The sequence below is a fragment of the Methylonatrum kenyense genome (assembly GCF_023195885.1).
GTDB classification, from domain to species: domain Bacteria; phylum Pseudomonadota; class Gammaproteobacteria; order Nitrococcales; family Aquisalimonadaceae; genus Methylonatrum; species Methylonatrum kenyense.
This window is the reverse complement of sequence record NZ_JALPKO010000002.1, coordinates 58,296-73,027: the sequence shown is the minus strand read 5'-3', so window position 1 is coordinate 73,027 and position 14,732 is coordinate 58,296. Positions and strand designations below refer to the sequence as shown.

15 protein-coding genes and 1 tRNA gene are annotated in these 14,732 nt (G+C 62.8%); 7 read left to right on the top strand and 9 right to left on the bottom strand.

Translation table 11 applies throughout. The features are described from left to right. Window positions 1-43 precede the first annotated feature (43 nt). On the top strand, window positions 44-2,563 hold the full coding sequence (locus tag M0534_RS02500; RefSeq protein WP_248566838.1) for a DUF3772 domain-containing protein: 2,520 nt from the start codon (window positions 44-46) through the stop codon (window positions 2,561-2,563). After that, a complete protein-coding gene (locus tag M0534_RS02495; RefSeq protein ID WP_248566837.1) occupies window positions 2,560-2,952 on the top strand; it encodes an acyl-CoA thioesterase in 393 nt (130 codons plus the stop codon). The genes M0534_RS02500 and M0534_RS02495 overlap by 4 nt, the downstream gene beginning before the upstream one ends. A gap of 5 nt (window positions 2,953-2,957) precedes the next feature. Here M0534_RS02495 and M0534_RS02490 read toward each other — a convergent pair whose 3' ends face one another. Genes M0534_RS02490 through M0534_RS02480 form a run of 3 tightly spaced genes read right to left on the bottom strand, consistent with a single transcriptional unit; the run spans window position 2,958 to window position 4,147 of the window. Beyond that, window positions 2,958-3,386 (bottom strand): DUF6691 family protein, encoded by a 429-nt coding sequence (locus M0534_RS02490; protein WP_248566836.1) that lies wholly within the window; start codon window positions 3,384-3,386, stop codon window positions 2,958-2,960. Window positions 3,387-3,389: 3 nt separating this feature from the next. After that, on the bottom strand, window positions 3,390-3,824 hold the full coding sequence (locus M0534_RS02485; RefSeq protein ID WP_248566835.1) for a YeeE/YedE family protein: 435 nt from the start codon (window positions 3,822-3,824) through the stop codon (window positions 3,390-3,392). Next, window positions 3,821-4,147, bottom strand: a complete 327-nt coding sequence (locus M0534_RS02480) for an ArsR/SmtB family transcription factor (protein ID WP_248567134.1) — start codon at window positions 4,145-4,147, stop codon at window positions 3,821-3,823. The genes M0534_RS02485 and M0534_RS02480 overlap by 4 nt, the downstream gene beginning before the upstream one ends. 101 nt (window positions 4,148-4,248) lie before the next feature. On the opposite strand from M0534_RS02480, the gene M0534_RS02475 reads away from it, so the two are divergent. Next, entirely contained in the window at window positions 4,249-5,109 is an 861-nt protein-coding gene (locus M0534_RS02475) for an MBL fold metallo-hydrolase (RefSeq protein WP_248566834.1), read from the top strand. Window positions 5,110-5,204: 95 nt separating this feature from the next. On the opposite strand, the gene M0534_RS02470 is transcribed toward M0534_RS02475, so the two are convergent. The 3 genes from M0534_RS02470 to M0534_RS02460 form a co-directional block, all read right to left on the bottom strand. Continuing rightward, complete coding sequence (locus M0534_RS02470; protein ID WP_248566833.1) at window positions 5,205-8,735, bottom strand: PAS domain-containing protein; 3,531 nt, start codon at window positions 8,733-8,735, stop codon at window positions 5,205-5,207. 90 nt (window positions 8,736-8,825) lie between these two features. Further along, window positions 8,826-9,497, bottom strand: a complete 672-nt coding sequence (locus M0534_RS02465) for a helix-turn-helix domain-containing protein (RefSeq protein ID WP_248566832.1) — start codon at window positions 9,495-9,497, stop codon at window positions 8,826-8,828. 87 nt (window positions 9,498-9,584) lie between these two features. Further along, window positions 9,585-9,788, bottom strand: coding sequence for a hypothetical protein (locus M0534_RS02460; RefSeq protein WP_248566831.1), 204 nt, complete (start codon window positions 9,786-9,788; stop codon window positions 9,585-9,587). 10 nt (window positions 9,789-9,798) lie between these two features. Here M0534_RS02460 and M0534_RS02455 point away from each other — a divergent pair, with 10 nt between their 5' ends. After that, a complete protein-coding gene (locus M0534_RS02455; RefSeq protein WP_248566830.1) occupies window positions 9,799-10,209 on the top strand; it encodes a transposase in 411 nt (136 codons plus the stop codon). 38 nt (window positions 10,210-10,247) lie between these two features. Here M0534_RS02455 and M0534_RS02450 read toward each other — a convergent pair. Continuing rightward, window positions 10,248-10,324: transfer RNA gene (locus M0534_RS02450), tRNA-Arg, on the bottom strand. 181 nt (window positions 10,325-10,505) lie between these two features. Between M0534_RS02450 and M0534_RS02445 the strand changes: the two genes are divergently transcribed. Together M0534_RS02445 and M0534_RS02440 are read left to right on the top strand one after the other, a co-directional pair. Beyond that, window positions 10,506-11,096 carry a c-type cytochrome gene (locus tag M0534_RS02445; RefSeq protein WP_248566829.1) on the top strand — a complete coding sequence of 197 codons (591 nt, stop codon included), beginning with the start codon at window positions 10,506-10,508 and terminating at the stop codon, window positions 11,094-11,096. A 335-nt stretch (window positions 11,097-11,431) separates the two neighbouring features. Continuing rightward, window positions 11,432-12,136, top strand: coding sequence for a TorF family putative porin (locus M0534_RS02440; protein ID WP_248566828.1), 705 nt, complete (start codon window positions 11,432-11,434; stop codon window positions 12,134-12,136). 86 nt (window positions 12,137-12,222) lie between these two features. Here the strand turns inward: M0534_RS02440 and M0534_RS02435 are convergent, their stop codons facing one another. Next, the gene (locus tag M0534_RS02435; protein WP_248566827.1) at window positions 12,223-13,722 is read right to left on the bottom strand and encodes a YifB family Mg chelatase-like AAA ATPase; all 1,500 of its coding nucleotides are present in this window, start codon (window positions 13,720-13,722) and stop codon (window positions 12,223-12,225) included. Between the two features lie 81 nt (window positions 13,723-13,803). Continuing rightward, on the bottom strand, window positions 13,804-14,070 hold the full coding sequence (gene ubiK / locus M0534_RS02430) for a ubiquinone biosynthesis accessory factor UbiK (protein WP_248566826.1): 267 nt from the start codon (window positions 14,068-14,070) through the stop codon (window positions 13,804-13,806). A gap of 320 nt (window positions 14,071-14,390) precedes the next feature. Between ubiK and glnK the strand changes: the two genes are divergently transcribed. Then, a complete protein-coding gene (gene glnK / locus M0534_RS02425; RefSeq protein ID WP_248566825.1) occupies window positions 14,391-14,729 on the top strand; it encodes a P-II family nitrogen regulator in 339 nt (112 codons plus the stop codon). Window positions 14,730-14,732 lie beyond the last annotated feature (3 nt).

Sequence of the window (14,732 nt, the reverse complement as noted above, 5' to 3'; positions counted from 1 at the left end):
CCATGCGAACAGCATACGGCGGCGGCGAGGCACCTGCCTGACCATGTTCTCGATCTGTTCCTTCCGTTTTCTGACGGTCATCCTGCTGATTCTGGGCGTTACCCTGGGTGCATCGCCGAAGGCCATGGCCGACGAAGCGCTATCGGTCGATCAGCGCCTGCACCTGTGGGAGCGGACGCTGAACGAGGCTGAGGCTGCCCTGGAGGCGGATTTCGAGCAGGCCGACATGCGCGAGATCCGGCAGGATCTGCAAGGCGTGCTCGACGAGGCTCGCCAGGAACGCAGCCGTGCGCGCAGCCGCGCCGAGGCCAGTCAGCGCCAGTTGGACCAGTTGGGCGAGGCACCCGCGGAGGACGAGCCGGAGGAGGACGCCGCGCTGTCTCGCATGCGCGATGATCTCAAGCGCTCGGCCAGTACCTACACCGGCCAGGTCACCCGCATCGAGTTGGTCGTGCGCCGTGCCGCGGATCTGCTGGAAGACATCGCCTGGTGGGAGCAGCGCCGATTTCGTCAGCAGATTCTCTATCGGGTGCCTACCCCGTTATCACCGGATATCTGGCCGGCGGCCGGTTCATCGGGTGCCGAGTTGGGTCTGATCGTGCTGCGGTCGCCGGTGGAGTGGTGGGAGGAACAGCGACAGGACGAGCACGACACCGTTGCGCTGGTATTGCTCCTCTCCATGCCGATTATCGGCCTGCTGCTTGGCTGGCCGATTCGCCGCTGGCTGATTCGCCATCTGGGACGGGATCCCGAGGAGTTGCAGCCCAGTTACGCACGGCGGATTCTTGCCGCGGTCGGCGACGGGCTGGCGAACGCGGTGGTGCCGGCAGCAATCATCGGCCTGGTGATCGCCTCGCTCTGGACCCAGGACGTGCTGACCGGGCTCTTCGGCCATCTGCTGATTGTGGTGGGCGGAGCCGTTGCCGGATACCTGATGCTGGTTGGCCTCAGCCGCGCGGCGCTCTCCCCGTACCTTGTTGCCTGGCGGATCCTGCCTGTCGAGCCGGCCTACGCCAACCAGCTGCTGTTCGCGATCCGGGCGACCTTTGCCGTCGTCACCGTCGCCGTTGCCACCTTGCTGCTCTCGCTGGAGGTCGGCGTCCATTCCGACGAGCTGGAGGCGGCGTTTTTCCTGATCCAGACATCACTGGTGGCAGGACTGTCGTGGTGGATGCTGTCACCCCGATACTGGATTGATTCGGTGGCCGCCTCCCAGGCAGGCGGCTCGGTCAGTGAAGCGGACGCGCCGGTTGACGGGGAGGTGCCTTCCGGGGAGCCCGTATCGGATGAAGGAGACAGTCCGCATCTGCTGGATCGCGGGCGTGCCCTGGTGCGCGTTGCGCTGGTCCTGGCGCCGGTGTTGGCGCTGGCCGGTTTCGGCCGATTGGGTTATTTCCTGCAGACACGCCTGCTGGCGACGATGGCGCTGGTTGGCCTGGGTATCCTGCTTTTTGCGGCGGTCCGCGAGGGGCTGGAGCGGCTCTACCGCAGCGGCTATTCGCCGTTTCACGGCCGCCGCGAGGCGGGCAGTCCGCCGCCATCCGAGCAGTCCGTCCGGGCGTTGGTGTTCTGGTCGTCCCTGCTGACCAATGTGCTGATCCTCATCCCGTTGCTGTACATCGCCTTGCTACTTTACGGGGTGCCGCCCATCGCGCTGGCGATCTGGACGCGGGATTTCCTCTCCGGGGTGCAGATTGCCGGCGTCACCCTGTCGCCGGCAAACCTGATCCTGGCTGTCGGCCTGTTGCTGGCGACAGTGTTCGTGACCAACCTGATACGCCGCTGGTTGAACCATCAGGTGCTGCCCAACACGCGGCTGGACGACGGTGCCCGCAATTCGATTTCGGCCGCCACGGGCTACCTGGGTGTCGGCATCGGTATCCTGCTGGCGCTGTCCGTCATGGGTCTCGATTTCACCAACCTGGCGCTGGTCGCCGGTGCCCTGTCCCTGGGTATCGGGTTCGGCCTGCGCAATGTGGTCGAGAACTTTGCCGCCGGGCTGTTGCTGTTGATCGAGCGCCCGATCAAGGTCGGCGACTGGATCATTGTTGGCAGCAACGAAGGCACGGTGCGCCACATCTCTGTGCGCTCCACCGAGATCGAGACCTTCAACCGGGCTTCGGTGATCGTGCCCAACTCGGAATTGATTTCCACGGCAGTCACCAACTGGACGCACAAGAACCGCATGGCCCGCGAGATACTCAAGGTCGGTGTTGCCTACGGCAGCGATACCCGGCAGGTCGCGCGTATTCTCGCGCGCTGCGCCGAACAACACCCGCGGGTCCTCAAGGTGCCGCCGCCGGTGGTCTATTTCCTTGGGTTCGGCGACTCGGCGCTGGAGTTCGAACTCCGGTGTTTCATCGGCGATACCGATGATTTCGTGGTGGTCCTCAGCGACCTGCATTTTGCCGTGGATCAGGCCTTCCGCGAGGCCGGCATCAAGATTCCGTTCCCGCAGCGCGATTTGCACCTGCGGCATACGGACGCCGTCCCGGACGATGCGGCGGCGCTGGAGAACGAGGATCTTTCCAGCGTGCACAAGGACGGGAGACCTCAGGGATGAACGAGGCCAGCAGACGGACGCCGGTCGGCGATCTGGTGGTGCGCACCATTGCCATGCCGGCCGACACCAATCCCGCCGGTGACATCTTCGGTGGCTGGTTGATGGCCCAGATGGACCTGGCCGCCGGCAATGCAGCGGCCAGGCGGGCTCGCGGGCGCTGTGCCACGGTTGCCGTGGAGAGCATGAGTTTCATCAGCCCGGTGCTGGTGGGCGACGAGGTCAGCCTGTATGCCCGTATCGTCCGCGTAGGCCGCTCGTCCATGCGCATTGCCGTGGAAGCCTGGCGCCGGCCGCGTGCGACCGAGGAGATGATCCAGGTCACCGAGGGCCAGTTCACTTTTGTGGCCATCGATGCGGACGGCCGCAGCCGGCTCATTCCGCAGGATTAGGCCGGCTACGACGGTTGCCGGACCCGCTTCTGCTGCCACAGTCCGAACAGCCACATGCCGAGCAGCATGGCGGCGACAAACACGAAGGCGCCGGACTCACCCGCACCCAAGGCCGTGATCGCCGGGCCCGGGCAGAAGCCGGCAAGCCCCCAGCCGACGCCGAAACCGAGACCGCCGAGTACCAGCGGCCGATCGATGTTGCGGCGTGTCGGCAGGCGCATCGGCTCACCAAAGACACTGCGCCGGCGTTTGCCGGACAAACCGAAGCCGATCAGGCCGACGCCGATGGCGCCCACCATGACCAGCGCAAGGGATGGATCCCAGTCGCCGGCAAGGTCCAGAAAGCCCAGCACCTTGGCCGGATTGATCATGCCCGACAGCAGCAGGCCGAAGCCGAACAGCAGACCGATCAGGAATGCAGCAAAAATGGGCATGGTTCAGGCTCCCAACAGGTGGCGCAGTACGAAGACCGTGGCAAAGCCCGTGGCCATGAAACTGAGCGTGGCGACCAGCGATCGCGGTGACAGCCGGGACAGGCCGCAGACGCCGTGCCCACTGGTGCATCCCGCGCCCATGCGGGTAAAAAAGCCCACCAGCAGACCGGCCAGGATCAATGTCGGATAGCCGGCGTCCACCTGGATTGTTGGTGCCCCGGCAGCCAGCGTCCAGACCAGCGGTGCCACGATCAGGCCGCCAAGGAAGGCGATGCGCCAACGGTTATCGCCGTCCGGAGCCTGCAGCAGACCGCCGACAATACCGCTGATACCGGCGATCCGGCCGTGCAGAAGCAGCAGCAGGCTGGCCGACAGACCGATCAGAATGCCGCCCGCTAGGGCGCTCCAGGGTGTAAAGGCCGTCCAGTCGATGCTCATGTTCCGGCTCCGTTGCCGTTGCAGAAGATGCTGTAGAGGGTTTGCAGCAGGCGAAGGGTGTTCGGATCGGCGATGCGGTAGTACACATGCCTGCCGTCGCGGCGTGTCTTGACCAGGCCCTGGCGGCGCAGCACGCCGAGTTGCTGCGACAGACTGGGCTGGTGCAGATTCAGGCTGTCCTCCAGTTCGCTGACGCAGGCTTCACCCTGACTGAGCTGGCACAGCAGCAACAGCCGATCGGGGTGGGCCAGTCCGCGCAGGTGATCACTCGCGCTCTGCGCCGCCTGACGCATGCTGAGAATGTCGATCTCCGGCGTGCTCATGCCATCTCCGTCCTTGAACTCACCGTTATCATTATCCATATTATATATAACGTGCAAATAAATTCAGGGACAATCCTCCAGCAACTCACGGGTGTTTCGACATGAATCCGACTGTGAAGGCCTTTCTGGATAAGGACTCGGAGACCTTTAGCTATGCGGTCTACGATCATGACGGCGGTCACGCTGCAGTGATTGACCCGGTGCTGGATTACGACCATGCCGCAGGCCGCACCTACACCGCGAGCGCCGAGGAGATCGTCGCATTTGTTCGCGAAAAGGATCTGACGGTTGACTGGGTGCTGGAAACGCATGCCCATGCGGACCACCTGTCAGCGGCCCCCTTCATTCGTGAGCAACTGGGGGGCCGCATTGCGATCGGCGAACACATCCGGCAGGTGCAGGACATCTTCCGCAAGGTGTTCAATCTGGAAAAGGAGTTCCTGCCCAACGGTGCCGATTTCGACTATCTGTTCCGCGAGGGCGATACCTTTCGTATCGGTGAGTTGGATGGCCGTGTCCTGCATACGCCGGGTCACACACCCGCGGATCTGAGTTATCTCATCGGCGACGCGGTGTTCGTCGGCGACACGCTGTTCATGCCGGATGCAGGCACGGCACGCTGCGATTTTCCCGGAGGCGATGCGGCGACCCTGTACCGCTCCATCGGTAAACTGCTGGCCCTGCCGGACAACACCCGCATGTTCGTCTGCCACGACTATCCGGACGATCGACGGGATCATGCCTTCGAGACCACCGTGGGTGCGCAGCGCGAGCACAACATCCATGTCGGCGCCGGTGCCACCCAGGCGGACTTCGTCGCCATGCGGACGAAGCGGGATGCAACACTGGGCATGCCGCGCCTGATCCTGCCGTCGATCCAGGTGAACATCCGTGCCGGCCGTATGCCGCCGCCGGAGTCGGACGGCCGCAGCTATCTGAAGATCCCGCTGAACGCGCTTTGAAAAGGCCCTAGCGAAACACTGAACTTATTCCCTCGCGCAGCGGCCGGAATCAGTGGTGCCCTGCCCCCGGCCGGACGTCGGAGGGCCGGCAGAGCCTAATCCGGCGCCCTTCGCGTATCGCCCAGGCTCGCGTGATGCGCGGCGGGGCGATCCAGGAAAAAGCCCTGGGCATGGCTGACGCCCATCTCGTCAAGCAGCTGGAGCGTGGCTTCGTCCTCGACGCATTCGGCAATAATGGTTTTCTGCAGGCCGGAGGCGACGTCGATCATGGCCTTGACGAAGGCCTGGTTGTCCCGGTTGTTGGGCAGGTCGCGAATGAACATGCCATCGATCTTGAGCACGTCGACCGCCAGATACTTCAGATAGGCGAAGGTCGCGAAGCCTGAACCGAAGTCATCCAGGCAGACCCGGCAGCCGGTGCGCTGCAGCGCTTCGATGAAGTTCTGGGCATCCTGCATTTCAGACACCGCCGCAGTCTCGGTCAGTTCGATCAGGAGACGTCCGGCCTCGACCCCGTGTTCCAGCAACAGGCTCTGGATGTAGTGCGGCAGGGTGGTGTCATCCAGGCTACGGGCCGAGAGATTCACGGCCAGTCCGCGCAAATCGGCGTGCCGCGAGAGCGTCTGGATGCTCTGGCGCAGCACCCAGCGGTCGATTTCCAGGATCTGCCCGGTCTTCTCCGCCACCGGAATGAACTGCCCCGGCATCAGCAGACGCGCAGGATCCTTCGGATCTTGCATTCGCACCAGCGTTTCCAGATGACTGAGCCGCCGATCCCGAACCCGGTAGACGCCCTGGTAATGCAGTTCCAGCAGATTACGCTCCAGCGCGAGGGCGACCCGCCGCCCCCAGGACAGTCGCTGTAGATCGGCCTGCGCCTGGTCCTGGCTGGCGTCATAGACAGCCCAGGTGTTCTTGCCCTGTTTCTTGGCCTGGTACATCGCCACGTCGGCGTGTGCCACCAGGGTTTCCGGATCGCGTCCGTGATCGGGAAACACGGCAATGCCGACACTGACCGTCAGCCGGTAATTGCTGCCGCGGAAGCGGAGCGGAACGCTGGATACCGCATGGATGATGCGTTCGGCGAGCTCACGCGGGAGGTCACCGCGGCCGAGCCCGGTCAGGATCGCGAATTCGTCGCCACCCAGGCGCGCCAGCAGGTCGCCTCCGCGCACCAGCGCCGATATCTCGCCGGCAGTTCTCACCAGCACGGTGTCGCCGGCGCGATGACCGAAGTTGTCATTGATGTGCTTGAAGTCGTCAAGATCGAAGTACAGCAGGGCGAAGCGCTGCTCCAGGCGGCCCGAGGTGTGTATCGTCCGCTCCAGGTGCTCCTGGAACCGATGCCGGTTCGCGAGCCCGGTGAGCGGATCGTGTTCGGCCAGGTAGACCAGCTGCTTCGCGGTCTGGCGTTCGTGGGTCACGTCTTCGTAGATCCACAGGCGGCCGATGACCTGGCCTTCCCGGCCATGTACCGGATAGGACAACTGGGTCAGAATGCGCCCGTCATGGAGATCCAGCTCGAAGCGTTCGCTGATCTCGTGGGTGTCGAGAACCTGCAGCGCATAACGAGAGGCATGGTCGGGACGGGCGAACTCATGCGTGGAATGGGCCAGCACGTCACTCGTGGGTTTGCCCACCAGGTTGACCGTTTCCGCCACCGCCCACATGTTGCGGAACGCTGGATTAACGTATTCCACTCGGCCGCGGCTGTCCTCGAACAGGATACCGATGCTCATGCCCGATAGCAGGGCGGCCATGCGGCTTTGCTCCCGCTCCGCCAGATCCCGCAGCCTGCGCTCGCGGCGCTCGGCTTCCCGCAGTTCAGCGAGCACCTGTTCGCGTTCGGTGACGTCCTGCAGCGTGCCCACCAGGCTCAGTTCGTCGTTGCCGCCGACATGGCGCGTGATCAGTGAAAAATACTGCTGTGACTGATTTTTCGGTCTGCCACGCAAGGTGAGCGTTTCCTTGGGGCCCGCGTCCCTGCAGCGGGCGAACGCCTCGTCGAGCAGCCGCTGGTCGTCCGGATGGAACGCCGCCCGGAAACGTTCAATGGTCGCCGGTTCCGTAAGGTCCAGCAGCCGTCGCAGTTCCTCGGACCAGATCATCACACCGCTGGCCGGATCCAGTTCCCAGTGCCCCAGGGCAGCCACCCATTCCGCCTGCTCCAGCCTGTTGTTCGCCTGTTTCAGGGCCTTTTCCGCGGCCAACCGCGCGCTGATTTCATGCACGATGGCGACGAATCGGGGTGTCCCTTCGGCCCGCCCCAGGTATTGCAGGAACACCTCCACCGGTGTTCGCCCGCCATCCCGGCGGTCCAGTTCGGTCTGGAAACGCAGGGCCTCATCGGAGCCGTCGAGCAGCGGCTGGATCAGGCGTCGCAGGTCGGCTTCCGTCTGGTCGGCAAGAAGGTCGAATAACGGCATGCCGTGCAGTGTCGCCGCGTCACGGCCGGTCTGGTGCGATGCACCCTCATTGGTGTAGGTCAGACGCAGATCATCCGGATCGACGATCAGCACGCCGTCAAGCACCTGGTCCAGGCTGCGCTTGAACTGATCCACTTCGCCCCGCGCTTGTTGCAGTGCCGTGGCATCGACCATATGCCCTTCGAGATATTTCAGCTGGCCGGAGGAGTCATAGATTCCGCGGCCACGATCATGGATCCAGCGCATTTCGCCCGTCGGCCCCAACGCTCGGCAGACCAGCTCATAGCGGCCTTCCCGCGCCAGCCCCTGCTGGACCGTCTTCCAGACCCAGGGCTTGTCATCCGGGTGAACCAGATCATCGAGCTTTGCCCGGCCTTCCAGAAACTCCGATGCCGGCAGACCATGCAGGCTCTCGATATCACCTGCGATGTAGATGGCGCTCCAGTCCTTGTCGTTGCGCACCCGATAGACGTAGCCGCGCACGGTGTCGAGAACGCGGGTCAGTTCGCGGTTCCCCAGGTTATTCAGGGCGCGTACCAGGCCGAACAGCGCGCCCGTGATGGCCAGTATCGCGATCGCGCGGATCAGGCGGACTGGAACGCCAACGCCCTCCGAGACTGTCGATTCCACCGGCAGACCTGAGAGCAGACCGCTCGCAGGGATCGAAACAACTGGAAGCACCACGGCATAGACGGCGGTGCCGCCGGCAGCGAGAAGTAGCCAGTTTCGGGCATGACGTCGCAGGTCGATATCCCGAATCATCAGCGCACCGCCGAGAAAAGCCACCGTGACCAGGCTTGCTGCCGGGAATCCGAGCAGGAGCCGCGACGCCGATTCCACGGTCGCGCCATCCATACCCTGGCCGAGCATCAGGAAAGCGGCGGGGAGCAGCAGCAGCGGATACAGGGCAAGCGAGGTACGACCGTCGACCAGGCCCTGGTCGGCAACCGCGCGGCGGGCAAATTCCAGCAAGGCCAGATAGGACAGCGGCAGCAGCACGCTGTAGCCGAGCGCCACCGACGCGGAGACGCCTTGTATGCCATGCCAGTTGGCGAACACGGCGAGGCCGTGGATGAGCGCGAACAGGCCCAGCAGCCAGAGGTTTCGAGCCAGCCATTTCAGGGTCAGCTGCTGCCGCGGAAGCAGTAGCGCGACGGTGCCCAGAATCAGGAAGGACACGCCCTGTATCTGGTAGATCATGCTGAGATGCTGGGGACTTACCTCGGGCAAACGTCATCGCCTCCGTGCACGGCATCAAGCTGTCGCGCGGACCCTACCGGCACGGTGAAATCAATGCAGTCCGGTACTGGGCGGAACGTCATCATCGACCAATTCGGCAGTCGTCTCCGTGTCGTCTGCCTCATTCTGCAATTGATCCGGCGCGAGGCGGATCTGGCCCAGGACCAGGCAAAGTTCGACAATGAACTCGTCGGGTATGCGTTCCCTGGTGCCCCGATCATCCAATGCACGGACCAATACCCCGTCCGGTCGCGAGCCAATCATTTCCATCAAGACCGGCACATCCTCGCCCTGCAGCAGCAACAGCACATCATCGCCGGGATAAATCGTCGCCAGCGGGTCGAGAAGAATCAGCTCGCTGTGCCGATAACGGGGTTCGTACAGGCTGGTATCCAAACGCATGCCGAACACTCCGGTGGCGGTGATTGGAGGGTGCTGCATCGACCAGCGCGGCAGGCCCGGACACGCTATGGCTTCAAGGCCATCGTAGACGGCAAGGGCCTGGGGTGCATCGCCGGCCAGCAGCCAATGGCTGCTGACGTCCAGGGCCTGGGCCACTTCCGCCAGCATTAGCGGCGTGATCTCTCCCCGCTCGAGCCAGCGCCGGACCATCCGGTCTGTTACGCCGATATCGCCGGCAAGGCGCTTAATCCGCTCGTCCTCGGCCCCTTCCCAGCCAGCGAGGGCCTGTTGCAGGCGCGCTGCAAGCTGCTGCTTTTTCACGAATCTCAACCCCCGGGTTGGAGCGGCTGGCACCGTGTGAACATAAAGACACCAGAATGGCATGGAACGGGGGCAGAGGGGAGTCCGTTAGCCGAGCGACGCGCGGATTTCACTGGCCAGTCGGTCACCAAAGTGATGCACCGCATCCTGATACAGGGAAATTCCCCCCAGCAGGCAACCCACCAGGATTACCCCGCAGAACAGGTCCGACAGACGGAGTGACAGTAGCAGCGTCAGGCCCCAGGCCAGGCCGGCGAGGGCGAATGCCCAGTCGAAATCGAAGAAATACACGGCAGTTCCATTGCTTTATGGGTTTTCACTGGGCTATCGGCGGCAGATCGAAGAACTTGAGGAAACGCAACTTCGTGAGGGTGGCGTGCCCGGCAGGATGACTCGGCTTCGCCTCGCCCTGCGGGCCGCCCTCGATCCGCTCCGGCGTTGTCCCTGCGCGCCGCCGAACGTGCCTGAGTACCCGTTCCACGAGCGCACCATCCTGGTGACGCGGTGCGGACAGCTTTGCATCGGCAGACGCAAAATCAGCCTGAGCACCGTATTCGCAGGACAGCACGTGGGCATTCGAGAGGTCGCTGACAGGATCTGGCTCGTCAGCTTCATGCAGTATGACCTGGGATTCTTCGACGAGGACGCGGATCGCGTCGAACCCGCCGAGAATCCCTTCGGGCCAAAAGTGTTACCGATGTGCTCGGTATGATCTGTAACCCATGTGTCCGGTACAGACCCCAATAAATCTGGCGCGCCCGGCAGGATTCGAACCTGCGACCCTCGGCTTCGGAGGCCGATACTCTATCCAGCTGAGCTACGGGCGCTTTGAAAAAACGCCGCAAGGATAGCCTGATCGAGGGCTCGCGTCCATGATGGTGGGTGGTTCTGGCAGCGGTGCATGTGCCTGGTTCGCTTTGCCGGACAAGGCTTTGCGGCTATACTTCGCCGCTGATTTCCGTTTACCGTCGGCAATTGCCGGTGACCAATAATGAAGGGAGAGATCTCGTGAGCCAGGCCGAAGACGAATCCGCAACAATTCGTAAGTTTATCATCGCCGGCGTGCTGCTCACGATCGGCACCGTGATCGTGTTTTCGCTGGCCATGTTCATGGGCACCTTTGATACCTCTACCCGCGAGGCCCGTGAGGCATTTGAACGGCAGCAGCTTGAGCGCCGGCTGCAGAGTGTCGGTGCCGTCCGGGTCGATGAAGACGCCGCCGACGTATCACTGGAGGCCGAGGAAGATCCTGAAGCCGCTGTAGCGGCGGCGGAAGAAGCCGAGGACGTGGATGTCGACACCGACGTCGCCGAAGAGGACGAGGCGGACGACGTGCAGCGCGGCGAGGATGTGTACGCTGCGGTCTGCATGGCCTGTCACGACGCCGGCTTGATGGACGCGCTGCGCCTTGATGACGAGGACGGTTGGGTCGAGCTGATGGACGAACGTGGCGGTCTCGATGAGCTGGTCGAGAATGCCATCACCGGCATTGGCGGCATGCCCGCGCGTGGTGGCGACAGTGACCTGTCGGATGAGGAAGTGCGGGCTGCGGTGGTCTACATGCTTGAAGAGGCCGGACTGGACGTCGCAGACGACTGAATGGCACCCCTTCCTGGCGGTTTTCCAAAGCCGGCTGCTCGCCGGCTTTTTTCTTGCCTGATGGCTCCTCGCGTCGCCCCTCTGCCCTGACCCATTCCGTTACACCGACTTGGCATGTTGCGCTGCAACGGTGCGGGTTCGACCCGGTCGCTCCCTGATGGTGCGTTGTTTCCGGGGCGTGGCGTTTGAGCAACAGCTTAAAAATTCATAACAATATGTTTTTTATATTAATTAGGGTTCTGGCATGGCATCTGCAGAGACCGACGGGGCAGCCGTTGTATCCGTACAACGGCACAGTCTTGAACCGTCCACGATCCGTGAAGAGGAAACTTCAGATGAAAAAGACGCTCTCTGCTCTTGCTGCCGCCGGCCTGATCGCCGCCGCCGTCCCGACGACTGCCACTGCCAACGAAATTGGCGGAGGTCTCAGCTGGAGCGGGAACCTGACCTTCACCTCCGATTACCTATTCCGGGGTTTCACGGAATCCGATGCGGGTCCGGCCGTGCAAGGTGAGTTCGCCGTCGAGCACGAAACCGGCTTTTACCTCGGCTCCTGGAGTTCGAGTCTTGCCTCCGGTGACGATGGCAATGGTCTGGAAACCAGTGTCTATGGTGGTTACGAAGTTGAGTTCTACCCCGGACTGACCTTTGATATCGGGATCTATCGCTACATCTTCCCGCGGACCGAGAGTAACGAGGACTTCAACGAGTATTACGTCGGTCTTGGTACCAGCTTCTACGATTTCGACGTCGAACTGTATTACAGCTACGCCAATGACTACCTGAAGTCCGGCGACTCGGCCTCGATTCCGGAACTGTTCGTCACCTACAACGTGCCGGACAGCGACGTCTACCTGTTCGGTAACACGGGTTACACGAAATGGAATGCACTGCGCGATGAGTTCGACACCAACGACTACTGGTACTGGGAATTCGGCGCCGGTGTCGAGGTTGTCGGCCTTGACTTCAGCGTCATGTACACCGATCAGGACCTTGAAAGCCGTCGTCGTTTCGCCTTTATGGTCGGTGCGGATTTCTAAGCCAGCTTTGACGCAGTTCTGCTCCTCCCTTAACGGACCGGCGGCATGGAGGCCAATGGTCCGTTTTCCTTTCGGCAGATGTTGGCTCAGGACATCGGCAGGCGGCGATAGCTCAATGCCTCCGACAGGGATTCCGTGCTGACACGTGCCTCTCCCCCAAGGTCAGCAATCGTCCGTGCTACTCGCAGCAAGCGGTGGTAGCCGCGGGCCGACAGTCGCATCTGTTCCAGTGCGCCCCGGGCGAACTGCGTTTCCGCCGGTCCCAGGGCACAGGCGGATTCCAGCTGTTTCGCGCCCAGGTCCGCGCTGGGCTTGCCCGATTGCGTCATCCGCCGCTGATATGCAGCGCGAACGCGCTCTGCAACCGTGTTCGAGGGCTCTGCGGGACTGGCGTCCTGGAGCGCTTCAGCCGGCAACCGATTGACTTCGACATGCAGATCGATGCGGTCAAGCAATGGACCTGAGAGGCGACTGCGGTACCGGCTGATCTGTTCCGGCGCGCAGCGGCAATTCTCGACCGGATCACCCAGAAAGCCGCATGGGCAGGGGTTCATGGCGGCGATCAACTGGAATCGGGCCGGATAAATCACCTGGTTCGCGGCCCGCGAGATGGTGACCTCTCCGCACTCCAGTGGCTCGCGAAGGATTTCCAGCGACTGACGGCTGAATTCGGGCAGTTCGTCGAGGAACAGCACCCCGTTGTGCGCCAAGGAGATTTCACCGGGTCGAGGCTGACGTCCTCCACCGGCCAGGGCGACGTGCGATGCGGAATGGTGTGGAGCCCGGAATGGCCGCCAGCCCCAGCGAGATGCGGCAAAGCCCTCGTGCGAGAGGGAATGTACAGAAGCAGTCTCGAGGCGTTCGACCTCGGACATCGTTGGCAGGATGCCGGCGAGGCGCGCCGCGAGCATGCTTTTCCCGGTGCCGGGAGGTCCGGCGAGCAGCAGGTTGTGGCGGCCGGCGGCAGCGATCTCCAGCGCCCGCCGGGCGCGGCTCTGTCCGCGCACATCGGCCAGGTCCGGGGCGTTCGATGGTGATGGCTCGATTCGGGAATGCGGTGTAACCGGTAGGGGATTTTCTCCTGCGAAATGTCCGCACACTTCCAGCAGGTGCGATGCCGCGCGACAACCATTCGGATGAACCAGCGAGGCCTCGCCGGCATTGGGCTCCGCCAGGATCAGCTCGCGATTTGCAGCGCGGGCCTGGACCGCCGCCGGCAAAATCCCGGATACACCACGAAGGCGTCCGCCAAGGCTTAGTTCCCCGGCCAGCTCCACGCGCTCCAGGTCATCCGCCGGCACCTGGCCGGAGGCTGCAAGAATGCCCAGCGCGATGGGCAGATCGAAACGGCCGCCGTGTTTCGGCAGATCCGCCGGCGCCAGGTTGACCGTGATCCGTCGGGCCGGGAATTCAAAGCCACTGTTGACGATGGCGCTACGCACCCGGTCCCGGCTTTCCTTGACCGCCGTCTCGGCAAGTCCGACGATCGAGAATGCGGGCAGGCCGTTGGCAAGATGGGTTTCGATGGTAACAAGTGGCGCCTGTATGCCGTATTCGGCTCGGCCAAGCGTAATCGCAAGTGCCATGAGTCGCCCTCCCTGGCCTCATGGTGATCGTTAAGGAAACACTGATTTATTCGCACGCCTGTGTTGGCGTTCGCATTTGATTCAGTTTTCCTCAGTCTGCTCGCCGTCGGCAGATCCTTCCAGTGCCCTCAGCCGCGCTTCCATCGCCTCCAACTGATTGCGGGTGCGCGCCAGCACCTTGCTTTGCGCGTCGAATTCCTCACGCGTCACCAGGTCCAGCCGGTTGAATGTGCTCTGCAGGCTGCTGCGGACATTGCGTTCCACCTCCTGCTGCAGTTCACGGACGCCCTCCGGCAGGCTCTCGCTAAAACGGCGTGCCAGATCATCCAGGGTTTTCGGATCAAGCATGTCGGCTCCTCGTTGATACGCTGCACCGCGATTGCGCGGTACGCACCATGGCGGTGCATCTTTTGCGGAAAGGGTCTGCTAGAGCGACCCGGATAATCCGATAACATCATGTTTTATCGATAAAAACAACAAGTGGCACAGCTCGTGCTTTTGCTCCCCCGAGTCGGCTCCCGCGACGTCCCATGATGCCTGAATAGCTCCTGGGAGATAGGCGAGAGCCCGATCAAGCTGGAGGGGGTGGTAGTCCCCACTTGTAGTCCTGCCACCTCCGCCGACCTATTACGGTTCCCAGGGACCGGCGTATCAGGGAGATACAGGGGATGAAACTCATTACCGCCATTATCAAGCCGTTCAAGCTTGACGACGTTCGCGAATCACTCTCCGAGATCGGCGTTCAGGGCATCACGGTGACCGAGGTCAAGGGTTTCGGCCGCCAGAAGGGCCATACCGAATTGTACCGCGGTGCCGAGTACGTCGTGGATTTCCTGCCCAAGGTGAAGATCGAGGTAGCGATTGCCGACGAGCTGGTCGACGGCACCATCGATGCGATCACCAAAGCGGCGAATACCGGAAAGATCGGTGACGGCAAGATCTTCGTCTTTCCGCTGGAACAGGCCGTTCGCATTCGCACCGGCGAAACCGACAAGGATGCGCTTTAAGGG

Excerpts from the sequence above, each read along its gene's own strand:
- M0534_RS02475 (WP_248566834.1), top strand. The coding sequence starts at position 4,249 with ATGAATCCGACTGTGAAGGCCTTTCTGGATAAGGACTCGGAGACCTTT.
- glnK (WP_248566825.1), top strand. The coding sequence starts at position 14,391 with ATGAAACTCATTACCGCCATTATCAAGCCGTTCAAGCTTGACGACGTT.
- M0534_RS02440 (WP_248566828.1), top strand. The coding sequence starts at position 11,432 with ATGAAAAAGACGCTCTCTGCTCTTGCTGCCGCCGGCCTGATCGCCGCC.
- M0534_RS02485 (WP_248566835.1), bottom strand. The coding sequence starts at position 3,824 with ATGAGCATCGACTGGACGGCCTTTACACCCTGGAGCGCCCTAGCGGGC.
- ubiK (WP_248566826.1), bottom strand. The coding sequence starts at position 14,070 with ATGCTTGATCCGAAAACCCTGGATGATCTGGCACGCCGTTTTAGCGAG.
- M0534_RS02495 (WP_248566837.1), top strand. The coding sequence starts at position 2,560 with ATGAACGAGGCCAGCAGACGGACGCCGGTCGGCGATCTGGTGGTGCGC.
- M0534_RS02435 (WP_248566827.1), bottom strand. The coding sequence starts at position 13,722 with ATGGCACTTGCGATTACGCTTGGCCGAGCCGAATACGGCATACAGGCG.
- M0534_RS02490 (WP_248566836.1), bottom strand. The coding sequence starts at position 3,386 with ATGCCCATTTTTGCTGCATTCCTGATCGGTCTGCTGTTCGGCTTCGGC.
- M0534_RS02500 (WP_248566838.1), top strand. The coding sequence starts at position 44 with ATGTTCTCGATCTGTTCCTTCCGTTTTCTGACGGTCATCCTGCTGATT.
- M0534_RS02480 (WP_248567134.1), bottom strand. The coding sequence starts at position 4,147 with ATGAGCACGCCGGAGATCGACATTCTCAGCATGCGTCAGGCGGCGCAG.
- M0534_RS02470 (WP_248566833.1), bottom strand. The coding sequence starts at position 8,735 with ATGATCTACCAGATACAGGGCGTGTCCTTCCTGATTCTGGGCACCGTC.